The sequence below is a fragment of the Hymenobacter glacieicola genome, assembly GCF_014640315.1.
In the GTDB taxonomy this organism is placed as follows: domain Bacteria; phylum Bacteroidota; class Bacteroidia; order Cytophagales; family Hymenobacteraceae; genus Hymenobacter; species Hymenobacter glacieicola.
Genome location: NZ_BMGS01000010.1, coordinates 39,762 through 60,307 on the forward strand (window position 1 = coordinate 39,762; position 20,546 = coordinate 60,307).

Consider the following 20,546-nt stretch of genomic DNA (forward strand, 5'->3'; position numbering starts at 1 on the left):
CGCAAAAGGCCCGACATACAGAGCTGCTAACTCTGCATGTCGGGCCTTTTGCGGTGGAAAGGTCTTTTTCTTTATCTATCTACTTTCCCTCGCAAACGTTGAGTTCTCGAGCCTTTTACTTCTGGAAGAACAGCAAGTGCTGCTGAGGTAGTGTTTCTACTGAATCGGTAAGGCGGAGCCCAATGGCCGCCATTTCACGCCGAACCTGAGCTACACTCATCTTGTGGATACGCTTGATGGCGACTTTCGGATCCTCGGCCCGATATTCGACCAACGCTACCCGACCAGTAGGAGTCAGGGAATTGCGGATGGCGCGCATCATTTCCCTTGGGTGGTCAAACTCGTGGTAGGCATCCACGATAAGCACCAGATCTACGCCTTTGGCGGGGAGATTGGGGTTGTCGGTTGTGCCGCGCACCGGCACCACATTATGGATATGGCGCTTCTCGGTGGTTTCGCGCAGAGCAGCCAACATTTCCGGCTGAATGTCCACGGCCAGCACTTTGCCTTTGGGTACCAGCGAACTCATCCGAAACGTGAAATAGCCCGTGCCCGCGCCAATATCGGCTACCACATCGGTAGGCTTCAGCTTCAGTTCCCGCAGCAGAATATCGGTGCCTTCCTCCTGCTGCCGGTCGGTGCGTTCCAGCCAGCCGGCGCCTTCATGGCCCATTACGTGCGCAATCTGGCGGCCCATATAGTAGGTGCTGATACCATTGGGGTCCTGAGGAGCTCGCCGCTCATAGCCGCTGGTATCGGGTAGGGCGCGGCGATTTTCCTCGACTAGCTGCGCGGCGGTGCTTTCGGTGAGAGGTTGCGTGCAGGCCCATTGCCCGAGTAGAAAACCAGCTGCGCCTAAGGAAAGCAAATACTTTATTGGGAAGGACATATGCACGGGTGCAAATAAACAGCGCAACCTTAACATCCTAGCCGACGGAACCGTTCGGCTGCGCAAGAATCAACAAAAAATAACCCTCGCTTAAATGCCTGCGTAGCCGAATAAAGGCTGAATTAGAACAAGCAGAACCACAGAATTAATCCAGTTTTCTGTTTTCGTTTTTTACTTTGGCCCGTACAAGTCCCGTTTCCATACTATTCACCCTAATTTCTTTTCGCTCATGAAACACCTATCCGGACTCCTGCACAAGCTGACGGCTGTTGCCGCTGTGGCTGTAGCCCTGACCAGCTGCAACCGCGCCGAGTACGCCATGCTGCCCAAAACGTCATCTGCTTACCACGGTGCCCAGCGGGGTGTGGTAGTAGCGCCCGCACCCGTTGCTACTCCAGTTGCGGTAGAAGCTCCCACCGTAGCTGCCTCAGCAGCAGAAGCTCCAGCAGTAACAGCTACCCAGGTTTCCCAACCTGCATCAACCGCTCCATTAGCTACTTCAGCTACTGCTGCTAGCCAAAAGGTTGTTGCCGAGCCAGCTTCGGCCCATTCCGCTACTAAAGCCGCTCCTAAAACCATTAAGTTGAATATGGCTCAGAAGGTGATGCTAGCTAAACTAGATAGAAAGGCCGATAAAGTTGCTGCTAAGCTTACCAAAACTGATACTGCTTCAACCAACGCTATAAGCCGCAATCTGAAGTTAGGTATTATATTGGTATTGATAGGAGCCCTGATTACCATTCTGCCTGGAGGTATCTTTAGTTTACTTGGTAGTATTGTAGCCATCATTGGTATTGTGTTCATCATCCTGGCGTTGTTGGATATGGCTTAAACCAGCTTACCAGGCATACTTTTCAAAAAGCCTTTTCCAACTGGAAAAGGCTTTTTGATTTATGCATAGCATCCTACATCGGGTCTACGTCGGCGGCAATGCGCACCTGCTTGAACTCTTTCTGGTTGCGCACGATGTCCACGGCAGCCATAACATCGGCCTTGGCTGCGCGCAGGACGGTGTGCTCCCGGCTCAGCTTTATGGTGATTTCCTGGAGGTAGAAGTTGCGGATGCGGAAGATATAAGGCGCCTCTGGCCCTAGTACCGCCTCCCGGCCCAGCCGGTCGACCAGTTCCTGGGTGAGCAGCAAGGCGGCCCGCTCGCCCACCACGGCATCCATGTGCTTTACCGTGAGCCGAATGATGCGCATGAATGGCGGGTAGCCATGCTCGCGCCGTTGCAGAATCTCGTACTCGTAAAACTCCAGGTAATCGTTGCGGATAACCTTATCGAAGATGACCTGCTGCGGGTCACCGGTCTGAATAATTACCCGGCCTTTTTTGCCCTTGCGGCCCGCCCGCCCGCTTACCTGCACAAACATCTGGAAGGCCCGCTCGTGGGCCCGGAAGTCGGGGTAATGAATGATGCTGTCCGCGTTGATGATGCCTACCAGGCTTACGTTGGCAAAATCAAGGCCCTTAGTGACCATCTGGGTGCCTACCAGCACATTGGTGTTCTGCTTCTCGAAGTCAGCAATGATTTGCTGGTAGGAGTTCTTGGCGCGGGTGGTATCCAGGTCCATGCGCTGCACGTTGGCCTGAGGCAGCATTACTTTCAGGTCATCCTCCAGTTTTTCGGTACCGAAGCCTACGGTTTTCACGTTGCGCGAGCCGCAGGCCGGGCACTGCGCTACCATCCGCTCGTGGTAGCCACAGTAGTGGCAACGCAGCTCGTGGCTGTGCTTGTGGTAGCTCAAGCTCACGGCGCAACTCTTGCACTTCGGAATCCAGCCGCAGTCGAGGCAGTTGATGAAGGGCGCGTAGCCGCGGCGGTTCTGAAACAGAATCACCTGCTCCTTGAGGGCCAGCTTGGTTTCCATTTCCGCCATTAGCTCCGGCGTAAAATGGTTGTGCATAGTTTTCTGCTCCCGACTCTTGCGGGTATCTACCAGCACAATTTCCGGCAGGCCGGCTTCGCCAAAACGCTTGGTCAGGGAAACCAGCCCGTAGCGGCCGGCGCGGGCCTGGTAATAGGTTTCCACGGCGGGGGTAGCCGAGCCCAGCAGCGTTTTCGAGCCCTGGAAGTTGGCCATCATTAGGGCCACCTCGCGGGCGTTGTAGCGCGGCGAGGGGTCGTACTGCTTGTAACTCGACTCGTGCTCCTCATCCACAATGGTCAGGGCCAGGTTATCGAAGGGCAGGAACACGGAGGAGCGCACCCCAATCACCACCTGAAACCGGCCCGACAGCACCCCGTTCCACACTTCCACTCGCTCGTTGTCGGAAAACTTGGAGTGGTACACGCCCAGCCGCGAGCCGAACACGCGCATCAGGCGGGTCACAATCTGGGCCGTGAGGGCAATTTCGGGTAGCAGGTACAGCACTTGCCCGCCCCCATCCAGGGCCTGCTTGATCAGCTCGATGTAGATTTCCGTTTTGCCGGCGCCCGTTACGCCGTGCAGCAGCACAATGTCCTTCTGCTGGAACTGCCGCATGATGTCGTCGCGGGCTTCCTGCTGGGCCGGGCTCAGGGTGAAGTGCATCTTGGCCTCCGCGTCGTCCTCGTCCAGCGGGAAGCGCGACACGATGGTGTCGAACTGCTCCAGAATGCCGTTTTTGATGAGCGTATTCACGGCCGAAGGCGAAAGGTGCGGTGCCGAGGTCAGGGCCGCCTTTTCCATGCCCTTGTGGTTGGCATGCTCGCTCTGGTACACCGGCACCCGCTGCAGGTAGCGCATGAGTACATCCAGCTGCTTGGCTTTCGAGGCCAACTGGGCAAACAGCTGCTCCAAGGCCGCTTCCGCTACCAGGTGGTGGGCCAGCCGAACTTTCTTCACCACCTTCGGCGAATACTTGTCCTGCAGATGCTCAAACAAAAACACCACGTCCTTCTGCATCAGGGACTTGATGTACTTGTGAAAAGAGGCAATACCGAGCAAGTCGCCGACCTCCGTGAACGTCAGGGACTTGCCTTCCTCGCCGGTGCTCAAGGCATCCACTACTTTCTGCTCCTGCTCACTGAGCGGGTAGGGGTTGGTTTCCGCATCGAAAGCCGGGTGAAGCTGCACGCGGCTTTCGGAGCTGAGCTTCAGGGCCGAGGGCAGGGCCGCGTTAATAACTTCGCCCAGCGTGCAGAGGTAGTACTCGGCCATCCAGCGGAAAAGCTTCAGCTGGGGCTGCGTAACTACCGGCGCGTCGTCAATGAACTCCAGAATGTACTTGGCCTGGTATTCCTTGGGCGGCGTTTCGTGCACGGCAGCCACAATGCAGCTGAGCGTACGTTTGGCCCCGAACTGCACAATCACGCGCCCGCCCACCACCACCTGGTCGTTCAGCTCAAAGGGGACGCGGTAGGTGTAGAGCTTAGGCAGCGGCAGCGGCAGAATGACGTCGGCGAACAGCGTAACGCGGTCGGCGGCGGGTTCTGGCTGGGGCTGAACAAAGTCAAACGTGAGGCTCAAAGGAAAATCAGGCTGGAAGCGGAGGGTAAAGATAACACGCCGGCGGCCGGAACCGGCGGCTGTTCGGGCATCAAAGCTGGGCCAATGCCTCGGCTACGGAGTGCACCGGCTGTTGGCAGGCCCGGTTAAAGCAGACATAGATAGTGGTCTGTCCGTTCCGGGCGCTTCGGTCGCGGAGTAGGGGTAGGGAGCTACTACCGCTACTGCCGGCCAGCACCGCACCGGGTAAGTAGCGGCGGCTTAGCTCGTTGCGAAATGCCTCGGCCTCTAACCCGACAATGGCAATTTCGGCGGCCGGCCGGAGCAGGGTAGTGTACAGGCCCGCCCAGTTTGCCATACTCTGGGGCTCGTGCACAACCAAGGGCAGCACTTGCTGCAGCATGGTGGCGGCCAGCTCCAAATACTGGCTGTTCTCTAAGTGCAGGCCCAGCCGGTGCAGATTGCGCGCCATCACGGAGTTGGAGGCCGGAATAACGTTGTCGAACAGCTCCTTTTTGCGGGCAATCAGGGCTTCTCCGTTGTCAGCCGTAAAAAAGAACAGCTTTTCCTGCGGGTCGAAAAAATGGTCGAGCACGTAGGCCGTCAGGCGGTCGGCTTCCCGTAGCCATTCTTCGGCAAAAGTTGCTTCGTACAAGCTCAGGTAGGCCTGAATCAGCAGGGCGTAATCTTCTAAAAAGGCGGGAATAGTGGCCCGTTCGTTTTTGTAGTTGCGGTGCAGGCCCGGGCCACGGTGCAGGTTAGCGCGCAGAAAGTGGGCATTCCGCAACGCTAGCTCCAAATAGTGCGGCTCGGTGAAGGCTCGGTAGGCATCCAGCAAGCCCTGCAAGGCCAGCGCGTTCCAGCCAGTGAGGATTTTGTCATCAAGGGTCGGTCGCACCCGGGCGGCGCGGGCTGCCAGCAGCTTCGCGCGCCAGGTTCGGGCTCGTTCCTGCACTACTTCGGGGGCTAGTTGGTATTCTTGGGCAAAGTCGGCATTTGTGGCCTTGCGGTGCAGAATGTTCACGCTGTGTTCCCAATTGCCCTCCGGTGTGCAGTTATAGTACGCCGCAGCCAGGGCTGCTTCCGCGCCCAGCACTTCGTGCAGCTCGCTCATCGTCCAGATATAAAACTTGCCTTCCTCGCCTTCACTATCGGCATCCAGGGCAGAGTAAAAACCGCCTTCCGGGCTCATCAACTCGCGACTCAGAAAACCGACGGTTTCCTCCACAATTTGGCGGTACAACGGGTCGGCCGTTACCTGATATGCCTCTGAGTACAAGCTTAGTAGCTGCCCGTTGTCATAGAGCATCTTTTCAAAGTGAGGCACCAGCCATTGCTCATCCACGGAGTAGCGCGCAAAACCACCGCCTACCTGGTCATATAGGCCGCCCCAGGCCATGTTGCGGAGCGTCAGGTTGAGTTGAGCGAGGATGGTGGAGCTCCCGGAAACGGCGTGGGCCTGCAGTAGAAAGCGCCAGATGCTGGGCATCGGGAACTTCGGGGCCCGGTTCAGGCCGCCTTGCTCCCGGTCGAACTTCGCCGCGAGGTTGTACACCAATAGCTTGAACTGCTCGTCTGACACGCCAACTGCGGTATCAGGGGTCCGGTACTTTTCCAGCTCGCTGGCCTGCAGCACCCGCGCGAACTGCTCTGCGGAAGCGTCTAACTCTGCTCGGTGCTCCCCGGCATACCCTTGGCCGATGCTGGTGAGCAGGGGCAGCCAGTTGCGCGGTGGAAAGTAGGTGCCACCATAGAATGGTTTAGCGTCGGGGGTAAGAAAAACGTTCAGCGGCCAGCCGCCCTGCACCCCCATGGCGTGCAGCGCATCCATATACACTTGGTCGACATCGGGCCGCTCCTCCCGGTCTACTTTAATGCACACAAACTGTGCGTTCATCACCGCCGCTACCTGCGGGTTCTCAAACGACTCACGCTCCATCACGTGGCACCAGTGGCAAGCCGCGTAGCCAATGCTGACGATAATGGGCTTACGCTCCTGGCGGGCCCGCTCCAGGGCTTCCGGTCCCCACGGATACCAATCGACGGGATTGTGGGCGTGCTGCAGTAGGTAAGGACTAGACTCCTGGGCGAGGCGGTTCGAGTGAGCAGCCATGGGTAGCAAAAAGTAAGGACAAGGGAAAGGCAGGGCCCCGTCCGCAAATGGCGGCTTGAGCAGTGCAAAAAGAAAACCCGACCACCAGGGGCCGGGTTTTAAATCAGCTATTTTCCGGTGCCGATGAATCGGGGTCGGGCTTACGGCGCGGGGGCCGAACGCGGCGCTTAGGAGGCGCTGGGGCGGCTTCCGGTGCAACTTCCGGGGAGGCAGCAGCACTAGGAACTAGCGGAGCCTCCGTAGTGGGAGCTGGACGACGCGGGGCGCGCTTCTTTGGCGTAGCCGGTGGAGCCTCCGCGGGAGTCGGGGGGGCAGGAGGAGCCTCAGCTGGGGGCAGCGAAGTTTCCTTGGTTGCAGGCCGCTTTCTGCTGCGAGCTTTGGAAGCCGTGGCAGCCGCCGGCACCTCAGGCGAAGCTACAGTTGGCGCTGTATCAGCAGGGGCAGGAGTAGCCGGCTCGCTAAGAGCTGTGGCTTCTATAGTCGTGGCTACCTGAGCCTTTTTGGACCGACTCGGCCGAGCTGGACTAGCTGGGGTTACCGAGCGCCTATTCCGGCTAGTTGCTTTGGCTACCACCGCAGTTTCTTCTTGCTCTGCTACTGGCTCCGTGGCTGCCGACGTAGGAGTTGACTCCACATCCGAGGATGCTGTCGTGAGAGCAGGAGTTGCTGAAGTTTCTACACCAGAGCTAGCCGCTGGTTCTGGAGCAGTTGGTTGAGGCGCTTCGCTGGCCCCTTCCGGTACAGAAGCAATAGCCTCTGGTTCTTCCGGCGCGGCGTACAACGGCCGACGAGCAGTGCGGCCAGCAGGACGGTCAGCCTGCTCTGGCTTGGGCTCCCTTCTTTTGTTGCGGCTGCGTCGGGGGCGCGCTTCCGAAGAAGGTTCCGCCTCGGGCTCAGTAGTGTCACCCACCTCCTCAAGCTCCACTGCTTGCAAAGCAGGCTGGCCTACCTCGGGTTCAGGCTCCGGAGCACGTCGGTTGCCCTGGCGCAGCTCGGCTTCCGTGATGTACACTACCTCCGAATCCGGCTCGGCAGCTGGCGCTTCTTGCTGGTCTACAGCGGGGGCGAAAGAAGTAGGGTCTGCAGCTTCCTCCATGCTAGCTGAGGTAGTAGCGGCTCCCGCGTTGTTTTCAGCAGCCAAACGGGCGTGTTTACGCTTGGTGCGCTTGGCACCGCCCCGGGAACGGCGTTTCTTTTTACGCACGGGCTCATCGGGATTTTCCTCCAGGTCAGTATTGGCAGCATCGGTTGCTTCGTCGTCAGAGTCTTCGGTCTGCGCTAGCGTGTACGCGTGCTCGTAAGCCGATTCAGGCGTGATGTCCGCCTCGTCTTCGGCTTCTTCCTCGTCTGCTTCCTCCGGTTCCACCAAAAGCCCAGCACCGGGCCGCACCAGGCTAGCAGCCGATTCTTTGGTTTCCACTTCCTCCTCATGAGGAGCCACGTTGCCGATGTCTATCCGTTCTTCGTCGTCATCGAATTCCTCCAGCTCCGGCTCTTCGGGCTCGAGCATCGGGATGGGAAGGGCTGCCAACTCACGCTCCACGTGTAGCATTTCCATGCGTACGTCGGCCTGAGCGCTGATTTTGCGCAGCCGCTCCAGCGTTGCTTCCAAAAACTGCCGATGCTCCGGGGCAGCCGCGTGCAGGGGCCGGTGCCCCAGGGCCTGCCGAATACCTTCCCACTCCTTTTTAAACCGGCCGAAAGCCGTGTCAAAGTACGTGCGGGTAAACCGCTCCCAGATGTAGTTTTCTGCTACCTCCGAGGGGTGCAGCATGTCTGAGGCATAGAAACGATAGTCGCGCAAATCATCCAGCAGCAGCTCGTAGGCTGGGAAATACGACACATCTGGTAGCAACTCACTCAGGTAGTGGCACGCCACTCGCAGCATGGACTTGCTGGCAGAATTTAGCACCAAGGTTTCCTTTAGGTGCCGCACCGGGCTTACCGTCAGAACGAAGCGCAGCTTGGGATTAATGCGCCGCAGGTAGGCATGCGTTTCCGCTACGGCCGCAATAATTTCATCGGCCGTAAGCATTTCCCGCTCAAATTTCTCAGCCGGAACCTTATGACAGTTACTAATAATCTCATCCGTCTCGCGCAGGCGGTAGGCATATGCCGTGCCCAGGGTAAGCACTACGGCATCGGCCGTGGCCAGAAACACACCGGCTTCTCGCGTAAGGGTTTGAATGTGTTGTAGCAGAGCCACTGGGTTGTCAGCTCCTACCTCAGCGTGCAAGTCGTAGCTCTGCCAGCGGCCACGGGCCTCCACCAAGTGTTGTTGCCAGTCCATGTCTTCGCCCGCGGCGGCTCGCAACAGTTTGCAAGCGGAAAGCGGATTGAACACAGTTCCGAAGGGATTTACCATCGTCGCAACCTTGAAATCAACGAGGCGCGAACCAATAGAATCCGAAAAACAGGAGCCTATGGTCAGCACCCGCGCCGAAAGGGGCAGCTGTTGCGGATGGGGCGTGAGCGGTAGTTCAGTACGAAACATGTTTTTGAATACGGCCTTTGGCGGGCCAACGGATAGGCAACCTACTCAACATCCCGCGTTCAGCCAAAATTGCTATCCTGGGAGAGAAGGCCACTAGCAGGGGAGAGGCAGGGTTAGAAACCAGCTATACGATAGAGAAACCCAGATATGTTTCTCATTGCTAGCTCCACCCGGTTAGCCGCGGCCTTCATTGGCTCAGGCGTGAGACAGCGCAGACCTACGGAAAAGAATAATATAAAAAGCGCCCGGCTGCCAAAGCAACCGGGCGCTTTTGAAACGCTGGCTCGAGTGTAGCTTACTCAGCTACTACGTTGAAGCGAACCTTGTGCTTCACCTCGCGGTGCAAGTCAACCGTAGCGGTGTACGAACCTACTACGCTGGGCTCCGAGTCGAAGGAGAGGCGCTTGCGCTCTACGTCAACACCTTTCGCCTTGAGGGCGTCGGCCAGTTGCAGGGTAGTTACGCGGCCGAAGATTTTGCCGCTCTCACCCACCTTAGCAGGAATGTCCAGCACTACATCACCGATTTTGTCGGCAATAGCCTGGGCATCGGATTTCACCTTTTCAGCCTTGTGAGCTGCCTGGCGTACGTTCTCCGCTACAATTTTCTTGTTGGTTTTGTCGGCCAGTACGGCCAGACCCTGCGGGAGCAGGTAGTTACGGCCGTAGCCGGGCTTTACAGTAACAACGTCGTTCTTGTAGCCCAGGCCTTTAACGTCGTCTTTCAGAATTACTTCCATGTCAGTACTACGGTTGGCGGGTTACTTCAGCGAATCAGTTACGTAGGGCATCAGGGCCAGGTGACGGGCTTTAGCCACGGCCTGGGCAACTTTGCGCTGAAACTTCAGGCTGGTACCAGTGATACGGCGGGGCAGGATGCGGCCCTGCTCGTTGACAAACTTCAACAGGAAGTTCGGGTCTTTGTAGTCTACGTACTTAATGCCGTTCTTCTGGAAGCGGCAGTATTTCTTGCGCGTATCCTGCTTGTGGATTTTTTCGTTGGCGAGGCTCATCTTCTCTACTACTGGGCTACGGCTTCCGATTGTTTAGCTTTCTGCTGGTTCATTTCGCCCTTGCGGCGACGCGCACCGTAGGCTACGGCGTGCTTGTCCAGTACAGTGGTCAGGAAACGGATAACCCGCTCGTCCCGGCGGAACGCGAGTTCCAGCGTGTCTACGACGTTACCTTCGCCGGTGAACTCCACGAGGAAGTAATACCCGGTGTTTTTTTTCTGAATTGGGTACGCCAGTTTCTTGAGGCCCCAAGCTTCAGTGTTGATGATGTCGGCGCTATTTTCCTTAAGCACCTGCGAGAACTTCTCGACCGTCTCTTGCACTTGGCTCTCGTTCAGCACGGGAGTCAAAATGAAGACCGTCTCGTAATTTCTTACTGCCATTACGACGGGGTGAAAATTATGTGAAAAACTAAATGAGGGGCAAAGATAACAGGATTTACCGCAACAACTACTCTAGCCTCCAGTTTAAATTAGGAAATCTGGGAGCTTAAGATTTTGACTCTCAGCGACGAAACCTTCTGCCCCTTGGGAAGTTGGCAAATAAGAGTACACCCCAAATAGAGGTTCGGTGAGGGAGGGTAGGAAGTTCACTCGCAAGTACACCTATATATAAGGTGAGTGATTTCTGCATTTTAGAATGATTCTAAGCTTGCCAGCAGGGGCGAAAATTAGCCAACCCTGGTTTGTTCTCTGGGTTTCCCGACCTACATTTGTGGCCTTGAAGCACCCCCGCGTTTCTTTTTTCCAGTCAAATTGTGCTATGAATAGCATCCGACTTCGTCCCCTTTCCCGCCTTTTTCTCGCTCTGTTCCTGACCGTTGCTACCCTTGGTGATTCCTTCGCCCAGGCTGTTGGCTCGGCCCCGGGCGTGAGCAAGGAAGGCGTGGCCCCCGGCGCTACGGCTGCCGCAACCCCCGCTACGGCGGTCGCACCCGCCGCTGGCGGAGGTGATGCCGCTGCTATTGCAGCCGGCGATGCTCTTTTTAAAGGTAACTGCGCCCAGTGTCACGCTGTCAATGAGGTAATCGTGGGCCCGGCTCTGGCTGGTATCACCAAGCGCCGGCCCATGTCTTGGATCATTCCATGGGTAAAGAACTCCAGCAAGATGGTTGCCAGCGGCGACGAGTACTCGGTGAAAATTTTCAACCAGTACCAGAAGCAGCAGATGCCTAGCTTCCAGCTGTCGGACCAGGAGATTACCTCTATCGTGGCTTGGGTTACCTCGCAGGAAGGCCAAGCTACCGGTCCGAACGACAACGCAAACGGCACGGGTATTAAGCCCGGTGAACAAGGCCCTGCCGGCGCTGATGCCGCCGCTGCCGGTGCCGATGGCAAGTCGATGAACATCCTGCTCATCGTGCTGGTAGTGGTGCTGATTGTGCTGGTGGTGACGCTGGTTATCATCGCCAACATCATGAAGGATGTGCTCCGCGGCCGCAAAGACCTTGATGGTCGCGACCGGGAGATTCTGGAGCAGCGCTTCGACTTTTCGAAGATCTACAAGTCGACGGCCGTTCGGGCTATCGTTGGAGTTGTGTTTGTCCTAGCTGTTCTATACGAAAGCATTCAGGGCGCCATGGGGGTAGGTTTGACCCAGGGCTACCAGCCTACCCAGCCAATTGCCTTCTCGCACAAATTGCACGCTGGCGAGCACCAGATCAACTGCGCCTACTGCCACACTTCGGTATACAAGAGCCGCTCGGCTAACATTCCTTCGGCCAACATCTGCATGAACTGCCACTCGCAGATCAAAACGGAGTCGCCGGAAATCAAGAAAATTTACCGGGCCATTGAGCGGAAGCAGCCTATCCAGTGGGTACGCATTCACAACCTGCCCGACTTGGCTTACTTCAACCACGCCCAGCACACGCAGGTAGGTGGTGTTGAGTGCCAGACCTGTCACGGTCCGATTCAGAACATGGACGTTGTTTACCAGTACTCTCCCCTGACCATGGGCTGGTGCATCAACTGCCACCGCGAAACCCCGCTCAACACCAAGGGCAACGGCTACTACGACAACCTCGTGAAACTACATGATAAGTCGAACGGTGCAGTGCCTTTCACGGTATCGTCGAACGGCGGTACGGAGTGCTCGAAGTGCCACTACTAATATCATAGGGTCTCCGGCTTTGGGAGGCTTGGAAATATTCGCCAAGCGCCCAAAGCCGAAGACCCCACTTCCCTTTAAAAAAAGCCTGCTTAGAGACTGTACGGACTTTGTATCCGCGTCCCTAAGTCTCTGAGACCCTAAGTTCCAAAAACACGATGCAAGAGTCGCCTAAGTACTGGAAGGGAATTGAGGAACTGGAGAACTCACCGGAGTTCGTGAAGAATGCACTCGCCGAGTTTGCTGACTTCATGCCGGTGAAGGAATCCCATGGCAGCGCTGATGCCACGGTTGCGCCTCGCCGCGACTTCCTCAAGCTAATGGGCTTCGGTCTTGCCGCTGCCACCCTCGCCAGCTGCGAAACCCCCATTCGAAAGGCTATTCCCTACCTCAACAAGCCTGAGGAAGTTGATCCGGGTATTGCCAACTTCTACGCTTCTACTTTCTTCAACGGCCAGGACTACAACAGCATCCTGGTAAAAACCCGCGAGGGCCGTCCGATTAAGTTTGAAGGAAACCCTGAGTCGCCTGTTACTCGCGGCGGTTTGTCAGCCCGCGCTCAAGCAGTAGTACTGAGCCTCTACGACGGCGGCCGTTTGCAGCACTTCGCCAAGAAGGGTGCTAAGATTGATAAGGACCAGCTGGACCAGGAAGTGCGTAACGCTCTGGCTGGCGCTGGTCGCGTAGCCATTGTTTCGCCTACTATCATCAGCCCTTCTACTAAGAAGGTTATCGCTGAGTTTGGGGCCCGTTTCGCGGGTACTGAGCACGTGATGTATGACGTAGACTCAGCTTCTGGGTTGTTGCGGGCCAATGGTGGCGTTCTGCCGGCTTATGACTTCAGCAAGGCGGACGTAATCGTAAGCTTCGGCGCTGATTTCCTTGGTACGTGGTTGTCGCCGGTTGAGTACGCTCGCCAGTACATCACCAACCGTAAGGTGTCGCGGGAGAAGCAGACGATGTCTCGGCACTTCCAGTTTGAGAGCAATATGTCGCTGACCGGCTCTAACGCCGACGTACGCGTGCCGCTGAAGCCTTCCGAAATGGGAGAAGCAATATTGGCCGTGTATAACAGCGTAGTAGGTGGCGCTACCTCCACTGATAAACGTCTGCAGACAGCTATTTCTGAACTGACCCGTGCTGGTGCACGTGGCCTGGTGGTATCGGGCTCCAACGACCCAGCCATCCAGACCCTCGTAACCGCCATTAACCAGCGCCTCGGCTCGGCCGCCGTTGACGTGGCTAACCCCTCGATGGTTCGTCAGGGCGATGATGCTCGGATGGCTCGTCTGCTAACGGACATTCGCAATGGTCAGGTAGGCGCGGTTATCTTCTACCACGCTAACCCTGTGTTCGACCACCCCATGGGGGCCGATCTGGCCGCGGCGCTAAAGGCTGGTAAGGTTAGAACAACTATTTCGCTTAATGACCGCCTGGATGAGACGGGTGAGCTGTGCACGTACGCCGCTCCCGACCATCACTTCCTGGAGTCGTGGAATGACTACGAGCCGAAGCGGGGTTCTCTGAGCCTGGCCCAGCCGGTAATTACGCCGCTATTCGCTACCCGTCAGGCCCAGGATTCGCTGCTGACGTGGGCTGGCAGCCCCACCACTTACTATAACTACCTCCGCAATCAGTGGAAGGGGGTACTAGGCGGCGACTTTAATAAGGCCTGGGACAAGGCTGTGCACGACGGTGTAGCTGCAGGAACGGCTTCTCCGGCTCCAGTAGCTCAGGTTGGCGCTGCGCTAGACGTTAACGGCGCTATCAACGCCATCAAATCAGCTCCGAAGCCCACAGGCATTGAGTTGGTGATTTACGAAAAGGTGGGTATCGGTAACGGCTCTAACCTTTTCGCCAACAACCCTTGGTTGCAGGAACTGCCTGACCCAGTAACGAAAGCTACTTGGGGTAACTACGTCACGGTACCGCGCGCCTACGCTGCCGAGCAGAAGTGGGAGCAGGGCGACGTAGTAAAAGTTACGGCCAACGGTAAATCAGTTGAGCTGCCGGTGCTGATTCAACCAGGCCAAGCCAAAGGAACCGTAGGTATTGCTCTCGGCTACGGCCGGGTACGGGCTGGTAAAGTGGGCAATGAGCTTGGTGAGAACGTGCTGCCGCTGGCCACGATGCGCAATGACGCCATCATCTACAGCAATGCCGTTCAGATTACGCCCACGGGTGCTAAGTCGCCGATTGCGCAGACGCAGACCCACCACACCATCATGGACCGCAAGCAGGTAGTTCAAGAGGCTACGCTGAAGCAGTATATCAAAGACCCCAAAGAGGTAACGGAATACGAAAAGATTTCCACTCCTGAAGGTCTGGAGAAGCCTAATAAGGTCTCTCTGTGGCAGGACTACGAGTATAAGAACCACCACTGGGGCATGGCAATTGACCTCAACTCCTGCATCGGCTGCGGCTCGTGCGTGATTGGGTGTCAGGCGGAAAACAACGTTGCCGTAGTTGGTAAGCAGGAAGTAATCAACCGGCGCGAAATGCACTGGATGCGTATCGACCGGTACTACAGCTCTGCTTCGCACAAATCAGACTTCGAAGCCAAAGGCAAGCTGGATACTTATGCAGCAATGGAGGATCCTTCGGAAAACCCGCAGGTAATTTTCCAGCCCATGCTGTGCCAGCACTGCAACCATGCTCCCTGCGAGACAGTTTGCCCGGTACTGGCTACTACCCACAGCTCGGAAGGTCTGAACCAGATGACCTACAACCGTTGCGTAGGTACGCGTTACTGTGCTAACAACTGCCCTTACAAGGTGCGTCGTTTCAACTGGTTCTCGTACTACTCGAATGAGAAGTTCGAAACCGTAAACGGCCACATGTTCACCGACCTCGGCCGCATGGTACTGAACCCGGAAGTAACGGTTCGGGCCCGCGGGGTAATGGAGAAGTGCTCGTTCTGCGTGCAACGGATCCAGCTCGGTAAACTGGAAGCTAAGAAGCAGAAGCGTCGTCCGCAGGATGGCGAGATTGTTTCAGCCTGCGCCCAGTCCTGCCCCACGCAGGCAATCGTGTTCGGCGACATGCGCGACCCCAACTCCCGCGTATCGCAGATTCTGCGCCGGGAAGATGGTGAGCGTGCCTTCCACGTGCTGGATTCTATTAACACCCAGCCGAACATCACGTACCTCACGAAGATCCGGAATACGGAGTCGTCGGAGTTTAACGCCTAGAAATTGAGCCACGGGGGAGGGCAGTAGTGCCCACCGTAGTATTGCCCTCCCCATCTACTCCTTTAAGTCCAAAAAACTATGCAGCACGTATCGCCTGTACGGGAGCCGCTCGTTACCGGGGGGAAAACGTACCACGACGTCACCCAGGACGTGTGTCGCCAGGTAGAAGCCGCCCCCAACATCCGCTGGATGGCCGCTTTGAGCGTCGCCCTCTTACTGCTCGGCGTCTTTTTTTATTCCGTGTACCGCACTTTGTGGTATGGTATCGGAGAATGGGGCCTGAACAAAACTGTCGGCTGGGCCTGGGACATCACCAACTTCGTGTGGTGGGTAGGTATCGGTCACGCGGGTACTCTGATTTCGGCAGTTTTGCTGTTGTTCCGTCAGAAGTGGCGGACCTCTATTAACCGGGCGGCCGAGGCCATGACCATCTTCGCCGTAATCTGCGCGGCCATGTTCCCGGTTCTGCACATGGGCCGTCCTTGGCTTGCCTTCTGGGTATTCCCTTTCCAGAATACTTTCGGTTCGCTGTGGGTAAACTTTAACTCGCCGCTGCTGTGGGACGTGTTTGCCATTTCGACCTACTTCTCCGTGTCGCTGGTATTCTGGTACACGGGTCTGGTTCCTGACTTCGCTACCATCCGCGACCGGGCTAAAGGCCCAATTGCTAAAGTTGCATACTCCCTGTTGAGCTTCGGCTGGAAGGGTTCAGCCAAGCACTGGTCGCGCTACGAAACGGTTTCGCTGATTCTGGCCGGCGTATCTACGCCGCTGGTACTGTCGGTGCACACTATCGTATCAATGGACTTTGCAACTTCGGTTGTTCCGGGATGGCACACCACCATTTTTCCTCCCTACTTCGTTGCTGGTGCTATCTTCTCCGGCTTCGCCATGGTACTCACGCTGATGCTTATTACTCGCGTAGTATTCAAACTGGAGGACTATATCACAATTGAGCACATTGCCCTCATGAACAAAATCATGATGATAACGGGCTCTATTGTAGGGGTAGCATACATCACGGAGTTCTTTATTGCCTGGTACTCTCAGGTTGAGTTTGAGCAGTACGCTTTCATCAACCGCGCTACCGGCCCTTACTGGTGGGCTTACTGGTCGATGATGACTTGTAACGTGATTACTCCGCAGCTGGTGTGGATTCGTCGTGTGCGCTACAGCATTCCGCTGACCTTCGTGCTGTCGATTATCGTGAACATCGGTATGTGGTTCGAGCGTTTTGTAATTATCGTAACCTCGCTGCACCGTGACTACCTGCCTTCGAGCTGGGTTATGTTCTCGCCTTCCATTATCGACATCGGCATCTATGTGGGTACGATTGGTTTGTTCTTCACCTTGTTCCTGCTGTTTGCCAAGTTCTTCCCCGTGATTAACATGGCCGAAGTGAAGTCCGTCCTGAAGTACACGGTGGACAATGGCCCAACGTATACCGGTCAAGATCCGCACCACCACACTCCTCAGCCTGCTACCACCCACGGAGTCCCCGCCTCGGCCTCTGTAAACTACGATAAGCATGACTAAGCGCTTCGCCCTCGGCATCTTCGACGACGAAGACGTGCTGCTGCACGCCGTTGAAAACGTCCGCGAAGCGGGCGTTAAGATCTACGAAGTTTTCACGCCGTTCCCCATCCACGGAATCGACGATGCCCTTGGCATCGAACGCTCGCGCCTTCCGATTGCGGCCTTCTTCTTTGGCCTCACTGGTTTGAGCTTCGCCCTGTGGATGCAGATCTACATGCTGGGCTTCGATTGGCCCATGATTATCGGTGGGAAGCCCCACATTGCCCTGCCGGCCTTCATCCCAGTATCCTTCGAATTGACGGTACTGTTTTGCTGCCACGGCATGGTGATTACCTTCTACACCATCAGTAAGCTTTACCCACGCTGGAAAACTCCCGTGCTGGATGTCCGCTCCACCGATGATAAGTTTGTGATGGCCATTGAGGTAAACGAAAGCACCGATATGACCAAACTGACCCAATTGCTGCGTGACAACGGTGCTTCGGAGGTGAACCAAAAAGAAATGTCTAAGTTCTAATGACGCATTCGCTGAAAGTAACTCTGCAAGCGTCGGCGGTTCTGCTGGCATCGGTGTTCACCACCGCCTGCAACCGAGCCGATGATCCGGGTTTGGAGTATGCTCCTGAGATGTACGCCTCACTTCCTTATGAGCCGTTGAAGCAGGAGCAATCCAACAAGGTAAACCCAATGGGCTTGAACATGCGTGTTCCAGCCGTAGGAACGGTGCCGCGTGGCAAGGCCAACTACTACACCCACATTGCGAAGGACGACATTGCTACGGCTGAGACGAGCCTACGCAATCCGTACTCGTACACTAAGGATGCTCTGGAGGAAGGCAAAACGCTTTACGTGCGTAACTGCCAGCATTGCCACGGAGAGTCAGGCGCTGGTGATGGGCCAGTAGGAGCAAAGTTCAAGGGGGTTCCGAACTACTCAGTAGGAGCCTATAAGACCATGAACGACGGGCATATTTATCACGTGATACAATGGGGTAAAGGCCGCATGATGCCACATGGCTCGCAGGTTAATCCTCAGGAACGGTGGAAAATTGCCATGTATGTCCGTATGCTACAGCAAGGCAAGGGCCCGGATGGTATGACTGATTTCCTTAAGGCTAGTGGTGTAGCAAATGCGGCAATGGCTGATTCCTCACAAACTACCGATTCTCAGACACAGTCGCCCGTTCAGGAAGCCCAGGCCGACAAGGCCTCGCAGACGCCTGGCGCAGGTGATAAAGCACGTAACGGCACGGCACTTTAATCTACTCCTATGGCAACTCTGACGCATCACGAAAGCGTTACGGCTGAATACCTGGAGGTTTCGCCGAATGCTCGTAAGAAGTTTATCATGATCATCGTAGCCGGTGTCATTGTTCTGGCAATCGGCTTACTGCTGGCTGCTCTGGGCATTGGTGCTGAGCATCACGAAGGAACGGCCGCTGCACACGGAGCTACTAGCCATGGTGCTGGTCCCGCAGCCGGTCACCACGGTAGTCCCGCTTGGCTGAAGCGCCTGATTGTGAGCCTATGGCATAACAACGTGTTCTTCACGGGAGTGTCGGCTATCGGTACGGTGTTTATGGCTATTCAGTACGTCGCCTACGCAGGCTGGTCAGTACTGATTAAGCGCATCAACGAAGCTTTGAGTGCTTGGCTGCTTCCTGGCTTGGTAATCATGGTTGCCGTTTTTCTGGTGAGCCTGATTAACAACGACATTTTCCATTGGACCATGCCTGGTATTATGGAAAAGGGCAATGCCAACTATGACGCAATCATTGCCGGGAAATCAGGATTTTTGAATATCCCCTTCTACCTGATTCGGATGGTGCTCTTTTTGGGTCTGTGGGCATTCTTCACCAAACGCCTGCGTGATCTATCCCTTGCTGAGGACCTGAATGGTGGTACGGAGTACTTCCACAAAAGCATCAACGTATCGGCCTTGTTCTTGGTAATCTATGCCGTTACGTCCTCAATTTCTGCTTGGGACTGGGTAATGTCGGTTGACACGCACTGGTTCTCAACCATGTTTGGCTGGTACGTATTCGCCTCGTGGTGGGTATCAGGTATTGCTGCAGTAACGCTGTGCACCATTTTGCTTAAGCAAGCTGGCTACCTCCGTTTCGTAAAAGAAGGCCACCTGCACGACTTGGGTAAATTCATGTTTGGCTTCAGCATCTTCTGGACCTACGTGTGGTTCTCGCAGTTCATGCTGATTTGGTACGCTAACTTGCCCGAAGAATCGGTGTACTATAACCAGCGCTTGGGTGGGTTTAATGGCCAGTACACTTGGATGTTCTTTGCCAACCTGGTTATCAACTTCGTATTCCCCTTCCTGGTGCTGATGACTCGGGATGCCAAGCGGCAAATGATTATGCTCAAAATCGTGAGCATTGCCATCTTGATTGGCCACTGGTCGGACTTCTATCTAATGCTGATGCCCGGAACGATGAAGGCTGAAAACGGGTTTGTAATTGAGATTGGTACGGCTCTAATTTTCTTAGGAGCATTCTTGCTTCTGATGACGAAACGCCTTTCACAGGCTTCACTGGTACCGGTTCATCATCCGTTCCTGGATGAAAGCGTACACCACACCACCTGATTTCAGACGCTGAGTTGGGAGTGGTGAGGAGTAAAGCTCTTCGCTCCTCACCACTCACTCTCAGTACTCACTTCTACCTCCTGATAATGACTACTCTTGGTATTCTTCTGGTGCTGGTGTTGCTGCTGGTCGTGTTTGGCCTGCTGTTCCGCCTCCAGATTCTAACTTCTATTTTTTCGGGTAGCTCAACCCGGGAAGTAGGGGTTAGCAACCGCGTAAACGCCATTCTTTTCATCATTTTCCTAGTTGTTGGCGGAGCAGCCTTTGCTTGGTCCTTTGTTGACAACTACGACAAGATGAACCCGCCCATTGCTTCTGTGCACGGTCATGCTACCGAGCGGATGTTCTGGACCACTATGATTATTCTGGGCATTGTATTTACGCTGACTCAGATTCTGCTGTTCGTGTATTCCTACAAGTACCAGCACAAGGAAGGTCGTCGCGCCTTCTTCTTCCCGCACAACAACAAAATCGAGGTAATCTGGACGCTGATTCCTGCCATTGTAATGGCTGGTCTAGTGTTCGCCGGTTGGAAAGAGTGGACCCGCATTACTGGCCCGGCCCCGAAGGACGCCGTGGTAGTAGAGGTGATGGGTAAGCAGTTTAACTGGTTGGTTCGTTACCCCGGCCGCGACCAGAAGCTTGGCGTCGTAAACTATCGTCTGATTGACGCTACTAACGAGTTCGGCTTTGACTTAAGCGACCAGAACGGTATCGACGATTTTGTGGCACCTGAAATTCACGTTCCCAAGGGTCACCCGGTGTTGTTGAAGATTCGTTCACGCGACGTATTGCACGCTGTATACATGCCGCACTTCCGCGTGCAGATGTACGCTGTACCTGGTATGCCGACCAAATTCTGGTTCACGCCAACCATGACCACGGACGAGATGCGCGCACAAACTGGCAACCCGAAATTCACTTATGAGTTGGCTTGCAACCAGATTTGCGGTCGTGGCCACTTTGCTATGAAGCTGAACATTGTGGTGGATGAACCAGACGACTATGTTGCTTGGTTTGCTCAGCAGAAATCCTTCTCGGCGCAAAACCCGGATGTGCTGGCTAGCTTTAAACAGAAGTCGAATAAACTGGTTGAGAAAGCAACTACCCCAGCTGCCGCTGCTGTAGTTCCTGCAACAGCTAAGGCTTCGCTCTAATCTCATTTAATTGCAC

The 20,546-nt window shown here is 55.7% G+C and carries 15 protein-coding genes; 8 read left to right on the forward strand and 7 right to left on the reverse strand.

Going from position 1 to position 20,546, the window contains the following annotated elements; all coding sequences use genetic code 11:
- Positions 1–115: 115 nt before the first annotated feature.
- The gene (locus IEW18_RS17370; RefSeq protein WP_188559148.1) at positions 116–889 is read right to left on the reverse strand and encodes a class I SAM-dependent methyltransferase; all 774 of its coding nucleotides are present in this window, start codon (positions 887–889) and stop codon (positions 116–118) included.
- A 277-nt stretch (positions 890–1,166) separates the two neighbouring features.
- Here IEW18_RS17370 and IEW18_RS17375 point away from each other — a divergent pair, with 277 nt between their 5' ends.
- Positions 1,167–1,721: a hypothetical protein gene (locus IEW18_RS17375; RefSeq protein WP_188559149.1), complete on the forward strand. Its 555-nt coding sequence runs from the start codon at positions 1,167–1,169 to the stop codon at positions 1,719–1,721.
- Between the two features lie 73 nt (positions 1,722–1,794).
- Here the strand turns inward: IEW18_RS17375 and priA are convergent, their stop codons facing one another.
- The 6 genes from priA to rpsF all read right to left on the reverse strand — a co-directional run bounded on the left by priA (position 1,795) and on the right by rpsF (position 10,322).
- Positions 1,795–4,341: a replication restart helicase PriA gene (priA, locus tag IEW18_RS17380; RefSeq protein ID WP_188559150.1), complete on the reverse strand. Its 2,547-nt coding sequence runs from the start codon at positions 4,339–4,341 to the stop codon at positions 1,795–1,797.
- Between the two features lie 70 nt (positions 4,342–4,411).
- Positions 4,412–6,433, reverse strand: a complete 2,022-nt coding sequence (locus tag IEW18_RS17385; protein ID WP_188559151.1) for a thioredoxin domain-containing protein — start codon at positions 6,431–6,433, stop codon at positions 4,412–4,414.
- Positions 6,434–6,536: 103 nt separating this feature from the next.
- Positions 6,537–8,927 carry a GSCFA domain-containing protein gene (locus tag IEW18_RS17390; RefSeq protein WP_188559152.1) on the reverse strand — a complete coding sequence of 797 codons (2,391 nt, stop codon included), beginning with the start codon at positions 8,925–8,927 and terminating at the stop codon, positions 6,537–6,539.
- 295 nt (positions 8,928–9,222) lie between these two features.
- Positions 9,223–9,666, reverse strand: coding sequence for a 50S ribosomal protein L9 (gene rplI, locus IEW18_RS17395; RefSeq protein ID WP_188559153.1), 444 nt, complete (start codon positions 9,664–9,666; stop codon positions 9,223–9,225).
- A gap of 21 nt (positions 9,667–9,687) precedes the next feature.
- Positions 9,688–9,939 carry a 30S ribosomal protein S18 gene (rpsR, locus tag IEW18_RS17400; RefSeq protein WP_044002832.1) on the reverse strand — a complete coding sequence of 84 codons (252 nt, stop codon included), beginning with the start codon at positions 9,937–9,939 and terminating at the stop codon, positions 9,688–9,690.
- A gap of 8 nt (positions 9,940–9,947) precedes the next feature.
- Entirely contained in the window at positions 9,948–10,322 is a 375-nt protein-coding gene (gene rpsF / locus IEW18_RS17405; protein ID WP_188559154.1) for a 30S ribosomal protein S6, read from the reverse strand.
- 379 nt (positions 10,323–10,701) lie between these two features.
- On the opposite strand from rpsF, the gene IEW18_RS17410 reads away from it, so the two are divergent.
- The 7 genes from IEW18_RS17410 (at position 10,702) to IEW18_RS17440 (ending at position 20,530) form a co-directional block, all read left to right on the forward strand.
- Positions 10,702–12,051, forward strand: coding sequence for a c-type cytochrome (locus IEW18_RS17410; RefSeq protein ID WP_188559155.1), 1,350 nt, complete (start codon positions 10,702–10,704; stop codon positions 12,049–12,051).
- A gap of 155 nt (positions 12,052–12,206) precedes the next feature.
- On the forward strand, positions 12,207–15,239 hold the full coding sequence (locus tag IEW18_RS17415) for a TAT-variant-translocated molybdopterin oxidoreductase (RefSeq protein ID WP_188559156.1): 3,033 nt from the start codon (positions 12,207–12,209) through the stop codon (positions 15,237–15,239).
- 78 nt (positions 15,240–15,317) lie between these two features.
- Positions 15,318–16,775, forward strand: coding sequence for an NrfD/PsrC family molybdoenzyme membrane anchor subunit (nrfD, locus tag IEW18_RS17420; RefSeq protein ID WP_229728813.1), 1,458 nt, complete (start codon positions 15,318–15,320; stop codon positions 16,773–16,775).
- Positions 16,768–17,292: a DUF3341 domain-containing protein gene (locus tag IEW18_RS17425; protein WP_188559157.1), complete on the forward strand. Its 525-nt coding sequence runs from the start codon at positions 16,768–16,770 to the stop codon at positions 17,290–17,292. The genes nrfD and IEW18_RS17425 overlap by 8 nt, the downstream gene beginning before the upstream one ends.
- Positions 17,292–18,035 carry a c-type cytochrome gene (locus IEW18_RS17430; protein WP_188559158.1) on the forward strand — a complete coding sequence of 248 codons (744 nt, stop codon included), beginning with the start codon at positions 17,292–17,294 and terminating at the stop codon, positions 18,033–18,035. Before IEW18_RS17425 ends, IEW18_RS17430 begins: the two co-directional genes overlap by 1 nt.
- A 9-nt stretch (positions 18,036–18,044) precedes the next feature.
- Positions 18,045–19,373, forward strand: coding sequence for a quinol:cytochrome C oxidoreductase (locus IEW18_RS17435; protein WP_229728814.1), 1,329 nt, complete (start codon positions 18,045–18,047; stop codon positions 19,371–19,373).
- An 86-nt stretch (positions 19,374–19,459) separates the two neighbouring features.
- Positions 19,460–20,530, forward strand: a complete 1,071-nt coding sequence (locus IEW18_RS17440) for a cytochrome c oxidase subunit II (protein WP_188559159.1) — start codon at positions 19,460–19,462, stop codon at positions 20,528–20,530.
- Positions 20,531–20,546 lie beyond the last annotated feature (16 nt).